Origin of the sequence: Campylobacter concisus, from assembly GCF_003048985.1 — a bacterium.
Lineage (GTDB): Bacteria > Campylobacterota > Campylobacteria > Campylobacterales > Campylobacteraceae > Campylobacter_A > Campylobacter_A concisus_AY.
Genome location: NZ_PIRS01000001.1, coordinates 246,433 through 265,461, shown reverse-complemented (window position 1 = coordinate 265,461; position 19,029 = coordinate 246,433). Strand labels below are relative to the sequence as shown.

Genomic DNA, 19,029 nt, shown 5'->3' with positions numbered 1-19,029 from the left:
ACGTGATAAATTTCAAAAAATCAAAAGGGCTAAAATGAGTGACATTATCTGGACTAAAACCGACGAAGCACCGCTTTTTGCAAGCTACTCTCTCTTTCCTATCGTTAAGAGCTTTTTATCCCGCGCTGGCATTAGTATAACTAGGGCTGATATCAGCTTGGCAGGGCGAATTTTATCTCTTTTTAGCAAAGAGCTTGGGCTAAATAAGACCGATGAGCTAGAGCTTTTGGGTGAGCTAACCGCGCACAAAGAGGCAAATATCATAAAACTGCCAAACATCTCAGCCACGCTCGTTCAGCTAAAAACGGCGATTGAGGAGCTAAGAAACAAAGGCATAAATGTGCCATTTTATCCAGACGAGATCATCACAGACTACGACGAAGAGGTCGCTAAAAAATACCAAAAAGTGCTAGGAAGCGCGGTAAATCCAGTGCTAAGACAAGGAAACTCAGACAGAAGAGTCTTGCCTCCGGTTAAAGAATTTGCCAAAAAGCACCCACATAGCAACGGTAACTGGGACAAGGCAAATAAAACTAAAATTTGTTACATGCAAAAAGGCGATTTTTATGAAAATGAGCACTCAATCATCGCAGAAAAAGATGAGAAATTTTATATAAATTTCATAAGCAAAGATGGTAAAAAAGAGCTTTTAAAAGAGCTTGCTGTCCAAAGTGGCGAGATCGTAGATGCTACTTTCTTAAGCGTAGATGAGCTAGATAAATTTTATGAAAGCTGCTTTGAGACGGCGCTAAAAGAGAATTTGACCCTTAGCCTTCATCTAAAATGTACGATGATGAAGGTTAGTGACCCAGTCATCTTTGCACATGCGATAAAGAGCTATTTTAAAGAGGTTTTTGAGCTATTTGGTGAGGATTTTAAGGCTCACGGAGTAGAAGCAAAAAACGGCTTAAAAGATATGTTTTCTAAAATTTCAACTCTTAAAAATAAAGATGAAATTTTGGCTAAATTTGATGAAATTTTAAGCAAAAAAGCAAAAATTTGGGCATTAAATGAAAATGCCAGCAACTTTGACGTGCCAAATGACGTCATCATCGACGCCTCAGTGCCAGCGCTCATTAGAAACTCTGGCAAGGTAAAAGACAGAAGTGGCGAGCTAAATTTCTCTCTTTGTATGATCCCAGATAGGACTTATGCTAGGGTTTATGAGGCCTGCGTGGCGGACTTTAAGGAGCATGGCGCGCTTGATGTGAGCAAGATCGGCAGCGTGGCAAACGTGGGGCTAATGGCTAAAAAGGCCGAGGAGTACGGCAGCCACGATAAGACCTTCATCGCAAAAGAGGACGGAGAATTTGTTGTTTGTAACGAAGCTGGCAAGAGCGTCTTTAAATTTAGCGTCAAAAGTGGCGACATTTTTAGGATGACGCAGGCAAAAGAAGATGCGATAAATACGTGGTTTGAGCTTGCTTTAAAAAGAGGCGAAATTTCAAAAGATGAGCTTATATTTTGGCTAGATAGCAGCCGTGCTCACGATAGAAATTTGATAGCTAAATTTGAAAAATTTAGAGACAAATTTACTAATGCTGGCGTGAAATTTGAAATTTTAAACTACGAGCAAGCAACTAAAAGATCGCTTGAAGCAATAAGAGCTGGCAAAAACGTCATAGGCGTCACTGGCAACGTTTTAAGAGACTATCTAACCGATCTTTTCCCGATATTTGAACTAGGTGGCAGCTCAAAAATGCTCTCAGTTGTGCCACTACTTGCTGGTGGAGCGATGTTTGAGACTGGTGCTGGCGGGACGGCTCCGACGCTTGTAAAAGAGCTAAAAGAGAGAAATCACCTGCTTTGGGACAGCTTAGGCGAGTTTTTGGCGCTTAGTGCTTCGCTTGAACATTTAGCATTTTTTAGGCAAAAAAAAGAGGCAAAAGAGCTAAGTGATGCGCTAAATAGAGCCGTTGCTAGCTATTTGGACGAAAACAAAACGCCAAACGCCACTCTTGATACCAGAGAGTCACACTTTTATCTGGCGCTATTTTGGGCGAGAGAGATGGCGAAAAGTGGTGGGATTTTAAGCAAAATTTTTGAAAATTTAGCAGATGAGCTAGAGAAAAACGAGAGCGAAATTCTAGAGCAGATCAGAGAAAAAGATGGTGCAAGCGTGGAATTTGGCGGATACTACGTGCTAGATGAGGCAAGAGCAAATGAGGTCATGAGACCAAGTGAAATTTTAAATCAAATAATAGGATAAGAGATGAAAATAAGTGTAGTTGGAGCTGGAAACGTCGGTGCTAGCATAGCTTATGCGCTTTGCATGAGAGAGCTTTGCGATGAGATCGCGCTTGTAGATATATTTGGCGATGTGGCGCGCGCAAAAGCGATCGATCTAGCGCAGTCAAGCTGCGTCTTTAACGCTAAAACTAGCGTTTGTGGTGGCGATGATTTTGTACTCATTGAAGGCAGCGACATTGTTATTGTAACTGCTGGAAGCCCAAGAAAAGAGGGTCAAACTAGAGAGGACTTGCTACTTAAAAATGCCGTTGTCGTAAAGCAAACAGCGCAAAAGATAGCTGAATTTGCCAAAAACGCAGTGATAATAGTCGTCACAAATCCGCTTGATGTGATGGTCTGGACGGCTCATAAATTTAGCGGTTTTAGCAAAAACAAAGTGATCGGCATGGCTGGCGAGCTAGATAGCGCAAGGTGCAGATATGAGCTAGCGCTTTTAAAAGATAAGGACGCTAGCAAGCTAAGAGCAAAGATCGTCGGCGCTCACAATGACGAGATGATCGTTTCAGCTAGCAATATCAGTGAAAATTTAAATGAAAATGAGCTAAAAGCGCTCAAAAAAGAGACAAGCACCGGTGGCGCAAAGATCGTTAAACTGCTTGGCACTTCAGCTTACTACGCACCAGCGGCTGCAGCTGTGAAGATGTGCGAGATGATCATCGGCAAGAGCGATGAGATAATAAGCGCTAGCGTGCTAATAGACGATGAGCTAAGTTGTGGCAGGCTAGTAAGGCTCGGACGTGATGGCTTGAAAGAAATTTTAGAGCTAAATTTAGATGAAGACGAGCAAGAGCAACTAAACAAAAGTGAAGCTGAAATTAGAAAAAATATCAAATTTTTAAAAGAAAACTTAGAGTAGGAAGATATATGATCGTAAAAGAAAATGTCCCAGTTTGGGTCGATGAGAGCAGGTGTAAGGCCTGTGATGTCTGCGTGAGTTACTGCCCAGCAGGCGTGCTAGGTATGAGGCTTGAGCCAAAGGCGGTGCTTGGCAAGATGATAGAGGTGGTCTATGCTGATTCATGCATAGGATGCCGTGACTGCGAGCTTCATTGTCCTGATTTTGCCATTTATGTGGCTGATAAAGGCTTTAAATTTGCAAAGCTAACGCCTGAGAGCAAAGAGCGAGCTGCGGCCGTAAAGGCAAATAAATTTGCAAAACTTGGAGAGAGCGCATGAGAGAGGTAGTATCAACTGGAAATGCCCTAGTAGCAAGGGCTGCGGTCGAGTGCGGCTGTAACTTCTTTGGCGGATATCCTATCACTCCAAGCAGTGAGATCGCCCATGAGCTAAGCGTGCTTTTGCCAAAACATGGCGGCACTTTTATACAAATGGAAGATGAGATAGCTGGGATTTCCGTAGCTCTTGGTGCAAGTGCGAGCGGTGCTAAGGCGATGACTGCTAGCTCTGGTCCTGGGATTTCACTAAAGGCTGAGCAAATAGGCCTTGGCTTTATCGCTGAGATACCGCTCGTCATAGTAAATGTCATGCGCGGTGGCCCTTCAACTGGCCTACCAACCCGCGTCGCACAAGGCGATATCTTGCAGGCTAAAAACCCAACTCACGGCGATGTAAATATGATAGTGCTAGCGCCTAGTAGCCTAGAGGAGTGCTATACGCAGACAGTTCGCGCATTTAACCTCGCAGCTAGGTTTATGACGCCAGTTATGCTGCTACTTGATGAGACGATAGGTCACATGCAAGCAAGAGTTAGTTTGCCTGAGATTAGCGAGCTAGAAATTTATAAAAGAAGAGAATTTAGCGGCGAGCCAAAAGAGTATAAGCCATACGAGGCCGCGCACGACGAGCCAGCCACGCTAAATCCTTTCTTTAAAGGCTATCACTACCATATAACTGGTCTTCATCACGGCGCTACTGGCTTTCCAACAGAAGATGGCAAGATCGTTGAATACTCGATGAATAGGCTATTTGATAAGATAAATTTACACACTGATGAGTGCGAGAAATTTGAAGAGTTTATGCTTGATGACGCTGAAATTTGCATCATCGCCTTTGGTAGTGTGGCTCTCTCAGCCAAGCAAGCGATATTAAATTTACGTGAAAAAGGGCTAAAAGTAGGGCTATTTAAGCCACTCACACTTTTCCCAGCTCCAGCTAAAAAACTAAAAGAGATATCAAATAAATTTAAGAAAATTTTGGTCTGTGAGCTAAATTTAGGCCAGTATAGCGGTGAAATTTCAAAGATCATCTTAAGAGATGACTTTGCAAAACTGCTAAAAGCAAACGGCAGACCGATAAGCCCAAGCGAGATCGAGGCGAAGATAGGAGAAATTTATGGCTTTTAATTACGATAAATATTTACGAACAGATAAAATGCCTACTCTTTGGTGCTGGGGCTGCGGCGACGGCGTCATACTAAAGGCGCTCATCCGCGCTATCGACACCATGGGTTGGGACATGAACGATGTTTGCGTGGTCTCAGGCATAGGCTGCTCTGGCCGCTTTAGCGGATATCTTGACTGCAACACCATCCACACAACTCACGGCAGAGCCGTAGCATATGCTACTGGCGTAAAGATGGCAAACCCAGACAAGCACGTCATCGTGGTAACTGGCGACGGCGACGGGCTAGCGATCGGAGGCAACCACACGATACACGGATGCCGCCGAAATATCGGGCTAAATCACATCTTAATCAACAACTTCATCTACGCGCTAACCAACTCGCAAACCAGTCCAACCACGCCAAAGGGCATGTGGACGGTCACAGCGCAGTATGGCAACATCGATCCTAGCTTTGACGCCTGTAAGCTCGCAACTGCCGCAGGTGCTAGCTTTGTCGCACGTGGTAGCGTCATCGAGCCAGAGAAGCTTACAAAGCTCTTTGTAGAGGGCTTTAGCCACGATGGATACAGCTTTTTTGATGTATTTTCAAACTGCCATATAAATTTAGGCCGCAAGAACAAAATGGGCGAGGCGGTGAAAAATTTAGAGTGGATAAAGGGCCGCACGACGAGCAAGGTCAAATTTGACATGTTAAACGACGAGGAGAAAAAGGGCATTTTCCCACTTGGCGTGCTTCACAAAGATGAAGAAAAGATCGAATACACCAAAGCTTACGACAAGGTAAGAAAGGCTGCTATGAGCAATGAAGCGATAAATTTTGAGGAGCTAGCATGAAGTCACAATTAAGATTTGTCGGCGTTGGCGGACAGGGCGTCATACTAGCAGGCGAGATCCTCTCAGCCGCCAAGATAAAAGCAGGTGGATATGGCGTCAAGGCCTCTACCTACACATCTCAGGTGCGTGGCGGTCCAACGAAGGTCGATATCATACTTGATGAGAAAGAAATTTTATACCCTTATGCAAACGAGGGCGAGATAGACTTCATGCTTGCCACTGCGCAGATAAGCTACAACGCCTTTAAAAGCGGCGTGAAAGAGGGCGGTGCGATCGTTGTCGAGCCAAATTTGGTAAAAGTGAGCGATGAGGATAAAAAGCGCTGGAAAATTTATGAAATCCCTATCATCTCTATCGCAAAAGACGAGGTCGGAAACGTCATCACTCAAAGCGTCGTGGCCCTTGGCGTAGCAGTGGCGATGAGTAGGTGCATGGATGAAAATTTAGTGCGTGAAGAGATGCTAGCAAGCGTGCCAGCTAAGGTCAAAGAGGCAAACGCAAAAGCTTACGAGCTAGGCCTAAAATACGCAAAAGAGCTTTTAAAATAAATTTTTGGCTAAATTTAAATTTAGCCAAAACCTCCCAAAATGGATCAGATAAAACTAGAAAATTTCCGCAAAGAATATGGCTTTGAGATGCCGATCGTTAGGAGCTTGCCGGCTGGTGAGTGCTTAAAGATAAGAGAAAATTTACTTCATAAATTTAGCCTAGATGATATAGATGAGTTTTTTAAGATAGATAAATTTAGCAAGCTTGATGACTTTAATGCGGACGAAGAAAATTTTGATCTAAATGCTCTTTTTAACGAACTTAACGTCGCCACACCAAATGAAATTTGCATAAATTTTAATAAATTTGAGAGCATTGATATTTTGCATTTTGATGACCTTTCTAAATTTTTTAGCGATATCTGGTATCCGTCACTTGATGATATTGAGATATTTGATATAAATTTAAGCTTTATTATTTCAGTCAGACACTACGGGGCTATCTATTATTTTACTTTCTAGCTATCAAAAATTTACAAATTTATATGATTTTTGATAATCATACGATTTTTATCTCATTTAAATTTATTAGTTTTACTTATTTATTTAGTTTTAAGAAATATCCTCAAAGATACGTAAAATTGGCTATTTTATAACATTTTATCTATTTTCATTAATATATTGCTAGATAATATTATTTTCATCTTTATCAAAATAATCAATTTATAAGTAGTAGCTACAAATACGATAAAATGGTCTTTGGCTAAGTGATTTTAGCTATCAAATCTCACTATACAACCTAAAATAAATTCTTATGTTTCTTTTAAGTAAATTTTATGTAAAGTTTCATCATTAATTTTTTTATTAATATAGTTGTTTTAAAAAATATTAAGAAATGAACTGGCGGTGCGTTTTTTGACGCTAATAAACTTATTAAAATAGGAAGTTATCAATGAGTGAAAAATTTACCAGAAGAGAATTTCTACAAAGCGCCTGTATCAGCGTAGGTGCGCTAGCTACAACAGCTGGTGCGACCAATGTTTTTGCTGGCGAGTTGCCAAAGGGCAATGAAAATGGCTTGCCATCTGTTGATGTGCTAATAATCGGCTCTGGCGGTGCTGGACTTCGTGCGGCAACAGCCGTTCGCAAACAAAACCCAAATTTAACAGTCGTAGTTGCCACAAAGATGATGCCATCACGTAACGCGACATGTATGGCAGAGGGCGGTATAAACGGCGTTACTGACTTTAGCAATGGCGACAGCTTCAAGCTTCACGCCTACGACACCGTAAAAGGTGCGGCTTATCTTGCTGATCAAGATGCAGTTGTGAAATTTTGCGAGGCAGCAGGCGCAGTTATCCACGAACTAGACTACAACGGCATGCTCTTTTCTCGTAAAGATAATGGCGACGTGGCATTTCGTTTTATGGGTGGCGCTAGCAAAAAACGCTGTAACTACGCAGCCGATAAAACTGGCCACGTTTTGATGCACACCTGTCTTGATGACGCTATCACAGCTGGCGTTAAATTTCTAATGGATCATGAGCTACTTGAGATCGGTCTTGAAGATGGTAAAGTAGAGGGCGTCGTGCTTCGCAACATCCAAGATGGTCAAATTTATCCAGTTCTTTGCAGGTCACTTGTCATCGCAACTGGCGGATACACTAGAATTTTCTATAACCGCACTTCAGTTCCATTTATAGCAACAGGCGATGGTATCGCTGCTGCGCTTAAAGTAGGTCTTGGTTTTGAAGACCCTGAGATGCTTCAGTTTCACCCAACCGGCGTTCAAAATGGTGGCACACTAATCACAGAAGCTGCTCGTGGTGAGGGTGGTTACTTGTTAAACAACAAGGGCGAGCGCTTTATGAAAAACTATCACGAAAAAATGGAACTAGCTCCTCGTGACGTCGTCGCTCGTGCTATCGAGACAGAAATTCGCGAAGGTAGAGGCTTTGGCGAGGGTATGAGCGCTTATGTACTTTGTGACGTTCGCCACCTTGGCAAAGATACTATTATGAAAAAGCTTCCAAAAATTCGCCACACAGCGATGCTTTTCCAAGACATCGACCTTATCGAGCAACCAGTGCCTATCCGCCCAACAGCTCACTACTCAATGGGTGGTATAGAGGTAGCTAAATTTGATGATATGAGCACAAAAATCCATGGAATTTACGTAGGTGGTGAGGCTTCATGCGTATCTATCCACGGTGCAAACCGCCTTGGTGGTAACAGCCTAACTGACGCAGTTGTAACTGGCGATCTAGCTGGCAAAGGCGCTGGTGCTTACGCTCAAAATGCAAAATTTGCAAGCGGCAAAAAGACTTCTGAGCTAGCAAAAATGTGGCAAGATAAATTTAAATCTATCGCAACAGGCGAGGGTGGCGTAAATGATATGTACGCACTTCGTGAAGAGCTTGGTAAAAACAACTGGGATCTAATGGGTATCTTTAGAACTGGTGCAAAACTTGATCAACTCTCTAAAAACCTAGAAGCCATCCAAGCAAAATATGACACCCTTAAAGTGCCAAATCAAAACCCAGTCATGAACACAGCATTTACCGACTATGTCGAGCTTGGCAACCTTATACTTCTTTCTCGTGCAGCATGTCTTGCAGCGCAAAATCGTCTTGAGAGCCGTGGCGCTCACACAAGAGAGGACTATCCAAAAAGAGATGATGTAAATTTCTTAAAACACAGCATAGTCACACTAAAAGACGGCAAGCTTGAACTTAGCTACAAAGACGTTGTGACAGGCATATTTTCACTTGACGGCAAGAAGCCAGAGTAAGGAGCTAGGATGAAAATTATTATCGACCGTTTTGACGGAACTAAAAAATATGAATCAACTTATGAGCTAACAAATGAAGAGATCAAAGGCAAAACTCTTTTAACAGTGCTTTTTGACATCAAACAAAAAAAGGATGCGACGTTAAATTTCACAGCATCTTGTCGCTCAGCGATATGCGGTGCGTGCGCTGTTAGAGTAAATGGTCACTCATATCTAGCTTGCGATACAAAGATGAACGAGCTTTTGGCTGAGTTTGGCAACCCAGATACTATTAGAATTTCACCACTTGGAAATTTCAAGGTTATCTCAGACCTTATAGTGGATTGGGAGCTAAGTATCGAAAATTTACGCAAGATCAAACCAAGCATCACTGCTAAGCCAGAATTTAGCGCTGCAAAAGGCTGTAAGCAAAGCCAAAAAGAGTACGACAAAGTCGCACTTGAATGGGACTGCATACTTTGCGGTGCATGCGCTAGCGAGTGTAATAAACTTGAAGCAGACGCGAGTGATTATATGGAGCCGTTTGTATTTGTACATGCTTATAGGTCTGCATTTGACTCACGTAGCAAAGATCCTATGCCACACCTAAAACCAGCTATCGACAACGGACTTTGGATGTGTGTAAAATGCCAAGAGTGTGCTGATCGCTGTCCAAAAGGCATAAGCGCATGCGCTGACATAACTGATCTTCGTATCATGGCTATACAAAAAGGCTTTAATGAGGGCATGGGACCAGATCACGCTGAGGCGTTCTTAACTGATCTAGTTGATGGCTCAGGCAGACTAAATGAGGTTAGACTTGCACTTCGCTCAGAAGGCGTTATCAAAAATATGGGCAAAATGGATATCGCGGCAAACTTAATGCTTGCTGGCAAGATGAATCCGCTTCATGTGTTTGGCGAAGAAGACATAGAAGGTCATGACGATCTAGTAAAAATGATAAATGCGGCTCGCAAAGCTGCTAGTAAGGAGTAATTATGCAAAATGAATTCGCTTTTTTCCCAGGATGCGTACTCACTCAAGCAGCTAAAGAGGCTAAGATGTCGCTTGAGGCCATCGCTCCAGTGCTTGGCTGGAAGCTTCACGAGATAAAGGGCTGGAGCTGCTGTGGTGCTCAACAAGCACAAGACGTAGATCCTATGGCTGCGCTTGTGGCAAATGCTAGAAATATAGCGCTTGCAGAGCAGATGAATATGCCGATGCTTACGACATGCTCAACTTGTATGCTAACTCTAACAAGAGCTAAAAGCACACTTGATAAGGGCGCAAAAGATCGTATCAATACATTTTTAGCTGAAGGCAATATGAAATATAATGGTACATCAGAGGTAACAAGCCTTCTTTGGGAGCTTTACCAAAATGTCGATACGCTAAGAGCAAAGGTTGTTAAACCACTTAGCGGTCTAAAAGTAGCTCTATTTTACGGCTGCCATAGCCTAAGACCTGAAAAAGATCTACACAACAGAGAAAGCTCAGTAAATCCAAAGAGCTTTGAAACTGTTGTAAGCGCACTTGGTGCTACTATCGTGCCATTTGAGAAAAGACTTGACTGCTGCGGCTTCCACGCTAGCTATCCAGCTGGAAAATCAGTAAGAAAAATGTCAAGCCAGATCGTAAATAACGCTGATCAAAATGGCGCAGACGTAGTTGTAACTCCGTGCCCACTTTGCCAAATGCAACTTGATATCTATCAAGAGAGATATCAAGATGAGAACCACTCAGATGTTAGAAAACCTATCATCCACCTCTCTCAACTTGTAGGTCTTGCACTTGGTCTATCTGTCGAAGAGCTAGGTCTTGATCTAAATATCATCGACGCTAGCAAGATAGCGTAAATTTAAATTTGTGTGAGCTTTGGCTCACACTCTACTTTAACGCCAAAATCAAATTTACTTATTTTTAAAATTTCTACTATAATTTGTAAAATTAATACCAAGGATAAAAATGGCTATACCAAAATTTGGCAATAATATTGCTGCAATGATCAGTAAATTTCAAGATGATGCAATGGCATATGCAAGAAAAGGTGATCTAAAAAAAGCAGTTGCAACTGCACAAAAAGCTTACAATATCGCACCACAAAATTTAAAAACTCTTGAAATTTTAAATGCTGCACTTATAAGGTTATTTGACTTTGACAAAGCCATAGAATTTGGACTAAAAACTATTAAGTTAAACCAAAATAATTTAAATGCATGTGATACTTTGGCTCATGCATATGGATATAAAGGTGATTGGCAAAAATGTGGAGAATTTGGAAAACGTGCCCTTGAGATAAGAGATGCAATGGTAATGACCTCACTAGGAGGCAAATTGCCTACATTACCGCAAGTAAAAGATGAGTCAAATCGCACAAAAAATATCATTTCTTTTACACTTTTTGGCTCAAGCCCATATTACTGCGAAACAGCTATCTTAAATGCACAATTAGTAAGAGAAATTTATCCAGAAAATTGGGTTTGTCGTTTTTACATTGATGAGAGCGTGCCAGAAACGATAGTTAAAAGATTAAAAGAGCAGGGTAGCGAGATAGTTGTGGCTGATGATGAGATGAAGAAATTTCCAAAAATATTGTGGAGGTTTTTAGCAGCAGATGACAAAAATGCTAAATTTGTTGTCTTTCGTGATGCTGATAGCGTGATATCTGAGCGCGAAGCATGGTGTGTAAATGAGTGGCAGCAAAGCGATAAGTTATTTCACATAATTCGTGACGGCTCATCTCATACCGAACTTATCCTTGCTGGCACATGGGGTATGAGAGCTGGTTTGCTTAATATGAAAGATTTAATGACTGATTATTTTAAATACGCAAAAATAGACGGAAGATATGATGATCAATTTTTTCTTAGAGGCAAAATTTGGCCTTATGCAAGACAAAGTGTGCTAACGCATGATAGAATTTTTGGTTTTATGGATGCTAAAGAGATAGCGCCACATCTTTTTTTTGATTATGCCATTACGCATATAGGATGCTGTGAAGGCAACGCCACTATAAATGTAAATGCACCTGCAGGTGTTAAGGATGCAAGCCGTGTCAAATGGCAGTTATTTAGTAGAATTTCTCCAAAATTAGATAAAAATTTAAATATAGTTGATAGCGGTAATGAACGTTTTATTTGCGAGTATGAAGCCGTTGTGAAGAACGCTAAGATAGAAATTTTCTTACCAAGACGCTATGCGTATGGCTTTTCAAATGGATTAAGTCGCATTAATATTGATGTGATTTAGTTTTATAAATTTAATTTTAAGTTTTAAAAAGCCCAAATTTCTTTGGGCTTACAAATTTTATATAGCTTTTATCATCACTTTTGTTAGAAGTTCTGAAAATTTAGCTGGATTTTCTAGGCTCATGCCCTCATTTAGCCTTGCCATATCAAGAAGCAAAGGCGCTATATCATAAACCATCGCCTCGTTTTTTTCAAGTTTGGCAAAAATTTCATGATCAGCATTTATCTCCAAGATCGGCTTAACTTTTGGAGCATTTGCGCCTTGTCCCATCTGTTTTAACATCTCTTGCATAGCGTAATCAGGGTCGTTTTTGTCATATATTAGCACCGCAGCCGAGCTTGAGAGCCTTGAGCTTAGCCTAACATCTTTAACCTCGTCTTTTAGGATCTCTTTCATCTTAACAAGAGTGTTTGCAACCTTGCTCTCATCGACCTTCTCATCGCTCTTGATCTCGTCATTTATATCAGCGTGTGAGACTGATTTTAGAGGTGTTTTATCAAATTCATTTACCATTGACATGACGATCGTATCGATCTCTTCATCCATTATTAACACTTCGATGTCGTTTTTCTTAAAGCTCTCAAGAAGCGGCGAATTTCTTAGCATATTTTCGTTGTTGCCGCTAATGTAATAGATCGACTTTTGATCCTCTTTCATCGCCTCTTTGTACTCTTTTAGGCTGATAAGTCCGTCTCTTTTTGAGCTTTTAAATAGGCAAATGTCTAAAATCTGCTCTTTTTCAGCATTAAAGCCGTAAAGTCCCTCTTTTAAAACCTTGCCAAATAGTTTGTAAAATTTTATGTATTTATCGCGGTCGTTATCTTTTACTTTTGCAAGCTCACTTAAAATTTTCTTCACGCTCTGCTCTTTAACGCTTCGCATGATCGCATTTTCTTGTAAAATTTCGCGGCTAACGTTTAGCGGCAAATCCTCAACGTCGATCACACCTTTGATAAATCTTAAATACGTCGGCAAAAGCTCTTTTGCATCGTCAGTTATAAAAACCCTCTTCACATAGAGCTTCACGCCACTTTGATAATCAACCCTAAAGAGGTCAAACGGCTCAGTGCTTGGCACATAAAATAGCGTCGAGTACTCGATCTTGCCCTCAGCCTTTGTGTGGATATAAAGTAGCGGGTCGCTGCTGTCGTGTGAAATTTGCTTATAAAAGTCGTTGTAGTCTTGCTCTTTTAAGCTGGCTTTATTTAGTCTCCAAAGTGCATTTGCCTTGTTTATCTGCTCGTTTTTGGTCTCATAAGTACCTTCTTTTTCGCCTTCTTTTGGTGCGACATAGCTCTCTTTATCCATAAAAATAGGGTAAGGGATGTGGTTTGAATATTTTTTAACTATCTCTTCGATACGCCAAGAATTTGCAAATTCATCGTCGTTTAAATGGAGGATTATATCCGTGCCAAATCCATCTTTTTGGGCATCTTCAATCTCGTAGCTTTTTGCATCAGATGTCCATTTATAGGCCTTCTCACTTAGTGCTCGTTTGCTTATGACTTCGATCTTGTTTGCCACCATAAATGCTGAGTAAAAGCCCACTCCAAACTGGCCGATCAGCGAGCTATCTTTTTTGGCATCGCCGCTTAAGCTTTGCATAAAACCTTTTGTGCCACTTCTTGCTATCGTGCCTAAATTTGCGATAAGCTCGTCTTTATCCATGCCGATACCGTTGTCGCTGATGGTTAAAGTTTTAGCTTTTTCATCTACTTTGATGTCGATCCTTGGAGTATAGCTTAAGCTTTTATATTTTTCATCGGTCAAGCACAGGTAGTTTAGCTTGTCAAGTGCGTCGTTTGAGTTTGATATGAGCTCTCTTAAAAATATCTCTTTGTTTGAGTAAAGAGAGTGGATCATCAAATTTAAAAGATCATTGACCTCGGTCTGAAATTCAAATTTATCTGCCATTTTCTTTTCCTTGTTTTAAAATTTTTGGCAGATTATAGCATAAAGTGATAAAAATATACTTAACCTTGATAGCATTACTATCAAGTTTTTTAACTTTATTTTTTAAAATTTGTGTTATAAAAGTAATAATTATAAATATAAAATTAATGTAAATTTAAAAAATATTATTAAATATGCGTTTTTCTACATTTTTTCATTTAAAATAGGAGTATAATTAAGATGAAAAATTAATAGCATGGAGGGATGAGATGAATTTGCGTAGCATCTTAGTCAAGGTCTCAGCGATCATCGCTTTAGTTCTTGCCATTTGCATGGCTTGCTTTGTATTTTTTATATCACATGTCTTAGAGCGTGAGATAAAGGATGGAGTTGTAACTACAGTTAAACAAAACGTTGCGCTTGCGATGGATACAGTTGAGCTATTTGATGAAGATAACGAAGATAATGCAAAACTATATATGCATGTCCTAAAAGAAGCTTTAGGCAATATAAGAGCCACTAGCCAAACCATAAAAACAGAAAATGACGATGCTTTAGAGCTTATCTCGGATAAAATGGGCGTGTTAAATAACAACCACGAGATATCTGATAAGATCAAAAAGCTAACAAACGGTGGCATCCCAACCATCTTTGCAAAATCAGGCAATGAATTTGCTGCTGTATCTACCTCACTTTTACTAGATGATGGCAGTAGAGCACTTGGTATGCTAAACAAAACAATATATCCAAAGATGATGAACAAAGAAACATATGTGGGTGCTTTAAATATTTTTGGTAGAAACTATATGTGTGTTTATGAGCCAGTCGTTCAAAACGGCGAGGTTGTAGCGGTTTTATTTATAGGTTACGACTTCACTGAAGGTCTAGAGGATCTTGAAAAAACAATGGCACAAATGAAGTTAGGCGAGCATGGGTATTTCTCTATCTACAACACAAAAACTAATAAATTTGAGATCCACCCAACTCAAGCTGGTAAAGAGCTAAGCAGTGATGTTAAAGCTGCTATGGAAAAAATAGCGAAACAAAAAGAAGGTGTTGAATTCGCTAATACTGGTGGTGTTGAACGAATAGTTGCTTTTGAGCCATTTGATAAGCTAAACTGGATAGTGCTTGGCTCAGCTGTTACTGATGACTTTTTAACACCTCTAAAAGTGGTTAGTAAAAACTTCATCATAGCAAGCATTATAGTTACATTGCTTCTTATCATAGTATCTATCTTCTTGCTTAAAAAGCTAGTTGCAAATCCTATCGATAGACTAGGAGCAAATTTAAATGCTATAACATCTGACTTTACTCTTAAAATCCCAATCTACGGCAAAGATGAGATAGCTAAAATAAGTAATGATATAAATAACTTCATAGAGCGCATAAGAGTGCTTATAAGCGACACTAAAAACCTTTCAAGCGAAAACAGCTCAGTCGCAAATGAGCTAAGCTCTACCTCACTTCAAACAGGCAAACGCGTAGAAGAATCAACCCAGATCGTTGAAGAGACAAATCAAAGATGCAAGTCTATGCAAGAAAGCATGAAAGAGTCACTTTCAATTGCTCAAGCTGGCAAAGATGACCTTCAAAAGGCAAGCACTCATATAAAAACAGCTACTGAGGCTATCAGATCTCTATCATCTCAGATTGTTGATTCTGCTAATGTTGAAAATCAAATGGCTGGCAAGATCGAACAGCTTAGCCGTGACGCTGAGCAGGTAAAATCAGTGCTTGTTGTTATAAATGACATCGCTGATCAGACAAATTTACTTGCACTTAACGCAGCCATCGAAGCAGCTCGTGCTGGCGAGCATGGACGTGGCTTTGCAGTCGTTGCTGACGAGGTTAGACAGCTAGCTGAAAGAACTCAAAAATCTCTAACAGAGATAAATGCAACTATCAACGTTATCGTCCAAGCGATAAATGATAGCAGTGAGCAAATGGGCATCAACTCTAAGCAAATTCAAGAGCTAACCCATGTGGCAAGCGACGTTGAAAAGACGATAAATGATATGAGCGCAACGATGAATAACGCCATAGCGATGTCTGATAAGACTATGCAAGACTACATCGCAACTGGCAAGAATGTAAATGAGATCATGGATGGCATCTCAGAGATCAATCAAATTTCATCTGAAAATGCTAGAAGCGTAGAAGAGATAGCTTCTGCGGCTGAACATCTAAATAAGATGACAGACGCGCTAAATACAAAACTAAGTGTCTTTAGAACTTAAGTTTTTACCTCTTAAATTTAATGTTTTAGGTCTAGCGAGAGCTGGACCTTTTTAAATTTATAGACAAAATTTCTAGTATATAAATCAAGATTTTATAAATAAAGATATAGAGTAGGGCTTTGTAAATTTACAAAGCTAAATTTATTTTCTATTTTCGTCTAGGACTTTTTGCATGCTCTCTCTAGTCGCCTCTAGCCAGTTTTGTTTTGAGGTATCAACTAGATCAAGACAAAAGAGCTTGATGTCAGCTTTTTTAAAGCTAAATTCTTTCACTTTCATCGCATCGCTTCCAACGATCACGATAGGCTGAACCTTTAAATTTAGCTTTTCAACTAGCAACTTCGCACCACCTTTAAATGGCAAGAGCTCTTTGGTTTGAGACCTTGTGCCTTCTGGAAATATCGCTAAAACACGGCCATTTTCTACTCTGTCTTTTGCTTCGCTTAAAAGCTTTATTAGCGAGTGCTTATTTTCTCGCTCGACTGCTATCATCTTAGGAAGGCTCAAAATTTTACCGATGATCGGGATCTTACCTATCTGCGCCTTTGCGATCCAGCATATATTTTTAGGATGGATCTCTTCAAGTGCGATGATATCAAGCATGCTTTGGTGATTTATCAGCAAGATATTTGCTTCGTCGCTAAATTTACCGATCACTTCAAGCTTATATCCGCCAAAAAATCTCTGCGATCTGCCCCAAAATTTTCTAATAGCTCTATTTTTAGAGTTAAAGAGCCACATAAAAAATACGACAATAACGACGCTTATCACAAATTCAATAGAAAAGAAAAAAGCTCTAATTTTTGACAAGATCACCCTTTCTTACCCAGCCGATTTTGCCGTCGCTAAATAAAATTTTTGAGTAGTCATCTTTTGTGTCTAAAATTTCAACATTTTCATTTTTGCGAGATGTATAAAAAACGGTTGAATTTTTAGTTGGCAAGATAGTGACGCTCACATCTGGCTTAAGCACTGCTTTGCCAAAAGGATTGTAAGTATAAATCCCAAGTGCGATAAAAACGGCTGCCACAAAGAAGTAGCTTAGCTTTCTACGCCAGATCGCTAGCAAGATAAAGATAGCGACCAAAGAGTAGATCGTAATATCTTTGTAGGTGCTAAATTCGCTTTGTTTTGGATTTAGACCGATTTGCGTGCTAACCTCGTCCTCTTCGACACTCACAGGCAGTGAAAAGCTTTCAAATTTAGCTTTTTTTAGGTTGTAGTAGTTAAAGTCAAGCGTCTTTTTATTTGGCTTAAATACTGCAAAATAATATGCACTTTGCGAGTTAAAGTCGCCATTTATCGTATCTACGCCTTGCTTTAGGATCGTTTTGTTTTCGATATTAAAGGCGCTTAGATCGACATTGTTGCCGTAAATTTCAACGACCATGATATTGTTTATATCATCAAATTTAGTCGTTTTAAATTTCTTTACCTCAAGGTTATCAGCGACGATGTGGTTGTAGTTTTCGTCACTTCTAAGCTCTTTTAGCTTTGGTAAAAAGATATTTATGTTTGAGTTTTGATAGTTCTCGCCATTTCTTTTTAGATCCAAGCTAACTCGTAAAGTCTTTGCATCAATGCTTGTTGCTTCAAGGTAGAAAGTGCCGATGTATTTGTTTTCTTCACCTTTTACCCATTGAAAATTCTTCTTATTTAGCCATTTGATATTTGTCTCATCAAGTTGTGTCTCAAACTCAAACTCAAGGTCACTTTGCGTATCAGCTACGATTTCAACGCTAAAAATTTCTCCTACGACGACATTTTTAGGGATATTTGTCGCTTTTAAAAGGAGGTCTTTTATTTTTATCTTGTCATAGACTTGATTATCAGGGACGCTGATGTCTGGTTCGTTTGTCGGCACGATATTTCGCATCTGCTCTGGAGTGATACGCTCTGGCTGTGGGGCGATAGAGCGTGGAGATACGAGCTTTCTTGATATTTCTTCTTCGCTTGGAGTCTTTGTTTGAGGCTTTGAATTTGGGCTATTTACAAATTTATCCTCTCTTGCCTCATCCATCATGTCAAAAACGCTGACTTCATCAGTGTTTGCGGCAAATAAATTTAGCGCGAGTAGGGCGATAAAAAGTGTTCGTTTTACCAAACTAGCCCTTTTAACATCTTCATGCCATCATCTGTGCCTAAAATTTTCTCGCAAGCGCGTTCTGGGTGAGGCATAAGACCAAATATCCTCTTACTCTCATCGCAAATCCCAGCTATGCTATCAACTGAGCCATTTGGATTTATCTCATTGCCGTGGCTGTCACAGTACTTTAGCAGGACTTGCTCGTTATCATATAGGCTTTTTAGTGTATCTTCGTCGGTATAGTAGTTGCCCTCGCCGTGAGCAATAGGTATATTTACCACTTCGTCTTTGGCTAAATTTGCTAGGAATTTATTGTTATTTGAGATCACTTTTAGATGGTGGTATTTTGAGACGAAATTTAAATTTTCATTTCTTCTCATCGCACCTTTTAAAAGTCCAAGCTCAAGAAGCATTTGAAAGCCATTGCAAATTCCTAAAATGTAGCCACCTTTTTTTGCATGCTCTTTTACAGCCTGCATAGCTGGGCTAAATTTAGCTATCGCAGCCGTCCTTAGATAGTCGCCATAGCTAAAACCACCGGGCAAAACGACTAGATCAGCATCGATCTTATCTTCTTTGTGCCAGATGATCTGTGTTTGGCAGCCAAGTAGTTTAAAGGCGTGAGCTGTGTCTTCTTCGCAGTTTGTGCCAGGAAAAAGTATGATGGCTACTTTCATAGCACGATCTCGTAGTCTTCGATGACGGTGTTTGCTAGAAGCTCTTCACACATAACTTTTAGCTGCTCTTTTGCTTTATTTTTATCACTCTCGTCGATATCTAAAACGATTTGTTTGCCTATCCTGACATTTGAAACACCGCTAAATCCAAGCGAATTTAGCGCGTGCTCTACTGCCTTACCAGCAGGGTCAAGGACCCCGCTTCTTAATGCTATATTTACGACAGCTTTCATCTTTG

Annotated in this window: 16 protein-coding genes and 2 pseudogenes; 13 read left to right on the top strand and 5 right to left on the bottom strand. The window is 40.2% G+C overall.

Features of this window, described 5'->3' with window-relative positions:
* The first annotated feature begins 34 nt into the window (after positions 1-34).
* From CVS91_RS01280 to CVS91_RS01230, 11 genes are all read left to right on the top strand, one after another.
* The gene (locus CVS91_RS01280; protein ID WP_107829742.1) at positions 35-2,209 is read left to right on the top strand and encodes an NADP-dependent isocitrate dehydrogenase; all 2,175 of its coding nucleotides are present in this window, start codon (positions 35-37) and stop codon (positions 2,207-2,209) included.
* 3 nt (positions 2,210-2,212) lie between these two features.
* A complete protein-coding gene (locus CVS91_RS01275; RefSeq protein WP_103594246.1) occupies positions 2,213-3,106 on the top strand; it encodes a lactate/malate family dehydrogenase in 894 nt (297 codons plus the stop codon).
* An 8-nt stretch (positions 3,107-3,114) separates the two neighbouring features.
* Positions 3,115-3,426: a 4Fe-4S dicluster domain-containing protein gene (locus CVS91_RS01270; RefSeq protein ID WP_009293870.1), complete on the top strand. Its 312-nt coding sequence runs from the start codon at positions 3,115-3,117 to the stop codon at positions 3,424-3,426.
* Positions 3,423-4,553, top strand: a complete 1,131-nt coding sequence (locus tag CVS91_RS01265) for a 2-oxoglutarate synthase subunit alpha (RefSeq protein WP_107790681.1) — start codon at positions 3,423-3,425, stop codon at positions 4,551-4,553. The genes CVS91_RS01270 and CVS91_RS01265 overlap by 4 nt, the downstream gene beginning before the upstream one ends.
* On the top strand, positions 4,543-5,388 hold the full coding sequence (locus CVS91_RS01260; RefSeq protein WP_103605843.1) for a 2-oxoglutarate ferredoxin oxidoreductase subunit beta: 846 nt from the start codon (positions 4,543-4,545) through the stop codon (positions 5,386-5,388). Before CVS91_RS01265 ends, CVS91_RS01260 begins: the two co-directional genes overlap by 11 nt.
* The gene (locus CVS91_RS01255) at positions 5,385-5,936 is read left to right on the top strand and encodes a 2-oxoacid:acceptor oxidoreductase family protein (protein WP_021087611.1); all 552 of its coding nucleotides are present in this window, start codon (positions 5,385-5,387) and stop codon (positions 5,934-5,936) included. Before CVS91_RS01260 ends, CVS91_RS01255 begins: the two co-directional genes overlap by 4 nt.
* 39 nt (positions 5,937-5,975) lie before the next feature.
* The gene (locus CVS91_RS01250; protein ID WP_107829740.1) at positions 5,976-6,398 is read left to right on the top strand and encodes a heat-shock protein; all 423 of its coding nucleotides are present in this window, start codon (positions 5,976-5,978) and stop codon (positions 6,396-6,398) included.
* Between the two features lie 430 nt (positions 6,399-6,828).
* A complete protein-coding gene (gene sdhA, locus CVS91_RS01245; protein WP_107829738.1) occupies positions 6,829-8,667 on the top strand; it encodes an 8-methylmenaquinol:fumarate reductase flavoprotein subunit in 1,839 nt (612 codons plus the stop codon).
* A gap of 9 nt (positions 8,668-8,676) precedes the next feature.
* Positions 8,677-9,642 (top strand): 8-methylmenaquinol:fumarate reductase iron-sulfur subunit, encoded by a 966-nt coding sequence (sdhB, locus tag CVS91_RS01240; protein ID WP_107829736.1) that lies wholly within the window; start codon positions 8,677-8,679, stop codon positions 9,640-9,642.
* A 2-nt stretch (positions 9,643-9,644) separates the two neighbouring features.
* Complete coding sequence (gene sdhE / locus CVS91_RS01235) at positions 9,645-10,502, top strand: 8-methylmenaquinol:fumarate reductase membrane anchor subunit (protein WP_021087619.1); 858 nt, start codon at positions 9,645-9,647, stop codon at positions 10,500-10,502.
* Between the two features lie 109 nt (positions 10,503-10,611).
* Positions 10,612-11,895, top strand: a complete 1,284-nt coding sequence (locus tag CVS91_RS01230; RefSeq protein ID WP_107829734.1) for a tetratricopeptide repeat protein — start codon at positions 10,612-10,614, stop codon at positions 11,893-11,895.
* A gap of 57 nt (positions 11,896-11,952) precedes the next feature.
* Here CVS91_RS01230 and htpG read toward each other — a convergent pair whose 3' ends face one another.
* Positions 11,953-13,809: a molecular chaperone HtpG gene (gene htpG / locus CVS91_RS01225; protein WP_107829732.1), complete on the bottom strand. Its 1,857-nt coding sequence runs from the start codon at positions 13,807-13,809 to the stop codon at positions 11,953-11,955.
* A gap of 248 nt (positions 13,810-14,057) precedes the next feature.
* On the opposite strand from htpG, the pseudogene CVS91_RS10625 reads away from it, so the two are divergent.
* Both CVS91_RS10625 and CVS91_RS10620 read left to right on the top strand, forming a co-directional pair.
* Positions 14,058-14,948, top strand: a pseudogene (locus tag CVS91_RS10625) (Cache 3/Cache 2 fusion domain-containing protein); the annotation flags it as partial.
* A 24-nt stretch (positions 14,949-14,972) separates the two neighbouring features.
* Positions 14,973-16,028, top strand: a pseudogene (locus CVS91_RS10620) (methyl-accepting chemotaxis protein); the annotation flags it as partial.
* Positions 16,029-16,169: 141 nt separating this feature from the next.
* Here CVS91_RS10620 and CVS91_RS01215 read toward each other — a convergent pair.
* The 4 genes from CVS91_RS01215 to purS are packed head-to-tail and all read right to left on the bottom strand — an operon-like array spanning position 16,170 to position 19,024.
* A complete protein-coding gene (locus CVS91_RS01215; protein WP_035143293.1) occupies positions 16,170-16,844 on the bottom strand; it encodes a lysophospholipid acyltransferase family protein in 675 nt (224 codons plus the stop codon).
* The gene (locus CVS91_RS01210; RefSeq protein ID WP_107829728.1) at positions 16,825-18,132 is read right to left on the bottom strand and encodes an SH3 domain-containing protein; all 1,308 of its coding nucleotides are present in this window, start codon (positions 18,130-18,132) and stop codon (positions 16,825-16,827) included. The genes CVS91_RS01215 and CVS91_RS01210 overlap by 20 nt, the downstream gene beginning before the upstream one ends.
* The gene (purQ, locus tag CVS91_RS01205; protein WP_021086688.1) at positions 18,126-18,791 is read right to left on the bottom strand and encodes a phosphoribosylformylglycinamidine synthase I; all 666 of its coding nucleotides are present in this window, start codon (positions 18,789-18,791) and stop codon (positions 18,126-18,128) included. Before purQ ends, CVS91_RS01210 begins: the two co-directional genes overlap by 7 nt.
* Positions 18,788-19,024, bottom strand: a complete 237-nt coding sequence (gene purS, locus CVS91_RS01200; protein WP_009293857.1) for a phosphoribosylformylglycinamidine synthase subunit PurS — start codon at positions 19,022-19,024, stop codon at positions 18,788-18,790. Before purS ends, purQ begins: the two co-directional genes overlap by 4 nt.
* Positions 19,025-19,029 lie beyond the last annotated feature (5 nt).

Excerpts from the sequence above, each read along its gene's own strand:
- CVS91_RS01280 (WP_107829742.1), top strand. The coding sequence starts at position 35 with ATGAGTGACATTATCTGGACTAAAACCGACGAAGCACCGCTTTTTGCA.
- CVS91_RS01275 (WP_103594246.1), top strand. The coding sequence starts at position 2,213 with ATGAAAATAAGTGTAGTTGGAGCTGGAAACGTCGGTGCTAGCATAGCT.
- CVS91_RS01270 (WP_009293870.1), top strand. The coding sequence starts at position 3,115 with ATGATCGTAAAAGAAAATGTCCCAGTTTGGGTCGATGAGAGCAGGTGT.
- CVS91_RS01265 (WP_107790681.1), top strand. The coding sequence starts at position 3,423 with ATGAGAGAGGTAGTATCAACTGGAAATGCCCTAGTAGCAAGGGCTGCG.
- CVS91_RS01260 (WP_103605843.1), top strand. The coding sequence starts at position 4,543 with ATGGCTTTTAATTACGATAAATATTTACGAACAGATAAAATGCCTACT.
- CVS91_RS01255 (WP_021087611.1), top strand. The coding sequence starts at position 5,385 with ATGAAGTCACAATTAAGATTTGTCGGCGTTGGCGGACAGGGCGTCATA.
- CVS91_RS01250 (WP_107829740.1), top strand. The coding sequence starts at position 5,976 with ATGGATCAGATAAAACTAGAAAATTTCCGCAAAGAATATGGCTTTGAG.
- sdhA (WP_107829738.1), top strand. The coding sequence starts at position 6,829 with ATGAGTGAAAAATTTACCAGAAGAGAATTTCTACAAAGCGCCTGTATC.
- sdhB (WP_107829736.1), top strand. The coding sequence starts at position 8,677 with ATGAAAATTATTATCGACCGTTTTGACGGAACTAAAAAATATGAATCA.
- sdhE (WP_021087619.1), top strand. The coding sequence starts at position 9,645 with ATGCAAAATGAATTCGCTTTTTTCCCAGGATGCGTACTCACTCAAGCA.
- CVS91_RS01230 (WP_107829734.1), top strand. The coding sequence starts at position 10,612 with ATGGCTATACCAAAATTTGGCAATAATATTGCTGCAATGATCAGTAAA.
- htpG (WP_107829732.1), bottom strand. The coding sequence starts at position 13,809 with ATGGCAGATAAATTTGAATTTCAGACCGAGGTCAATGATCTTTTAAAT.
- purQ (WP_021086688.1), bottom strand. The coding sequence starts at position 18,791 with ATGAAAGTAGCCATCATACTTTTTCCTGGCACAAACTGCGAAGAAGAC.
- purS (WP_009293857.1), bottom strand. The coding sequence starts at position 19,024 with ATGAAAGCTGTCGTAAATATAGCATTAAGAAGCGGGGTCCTTGACCCT.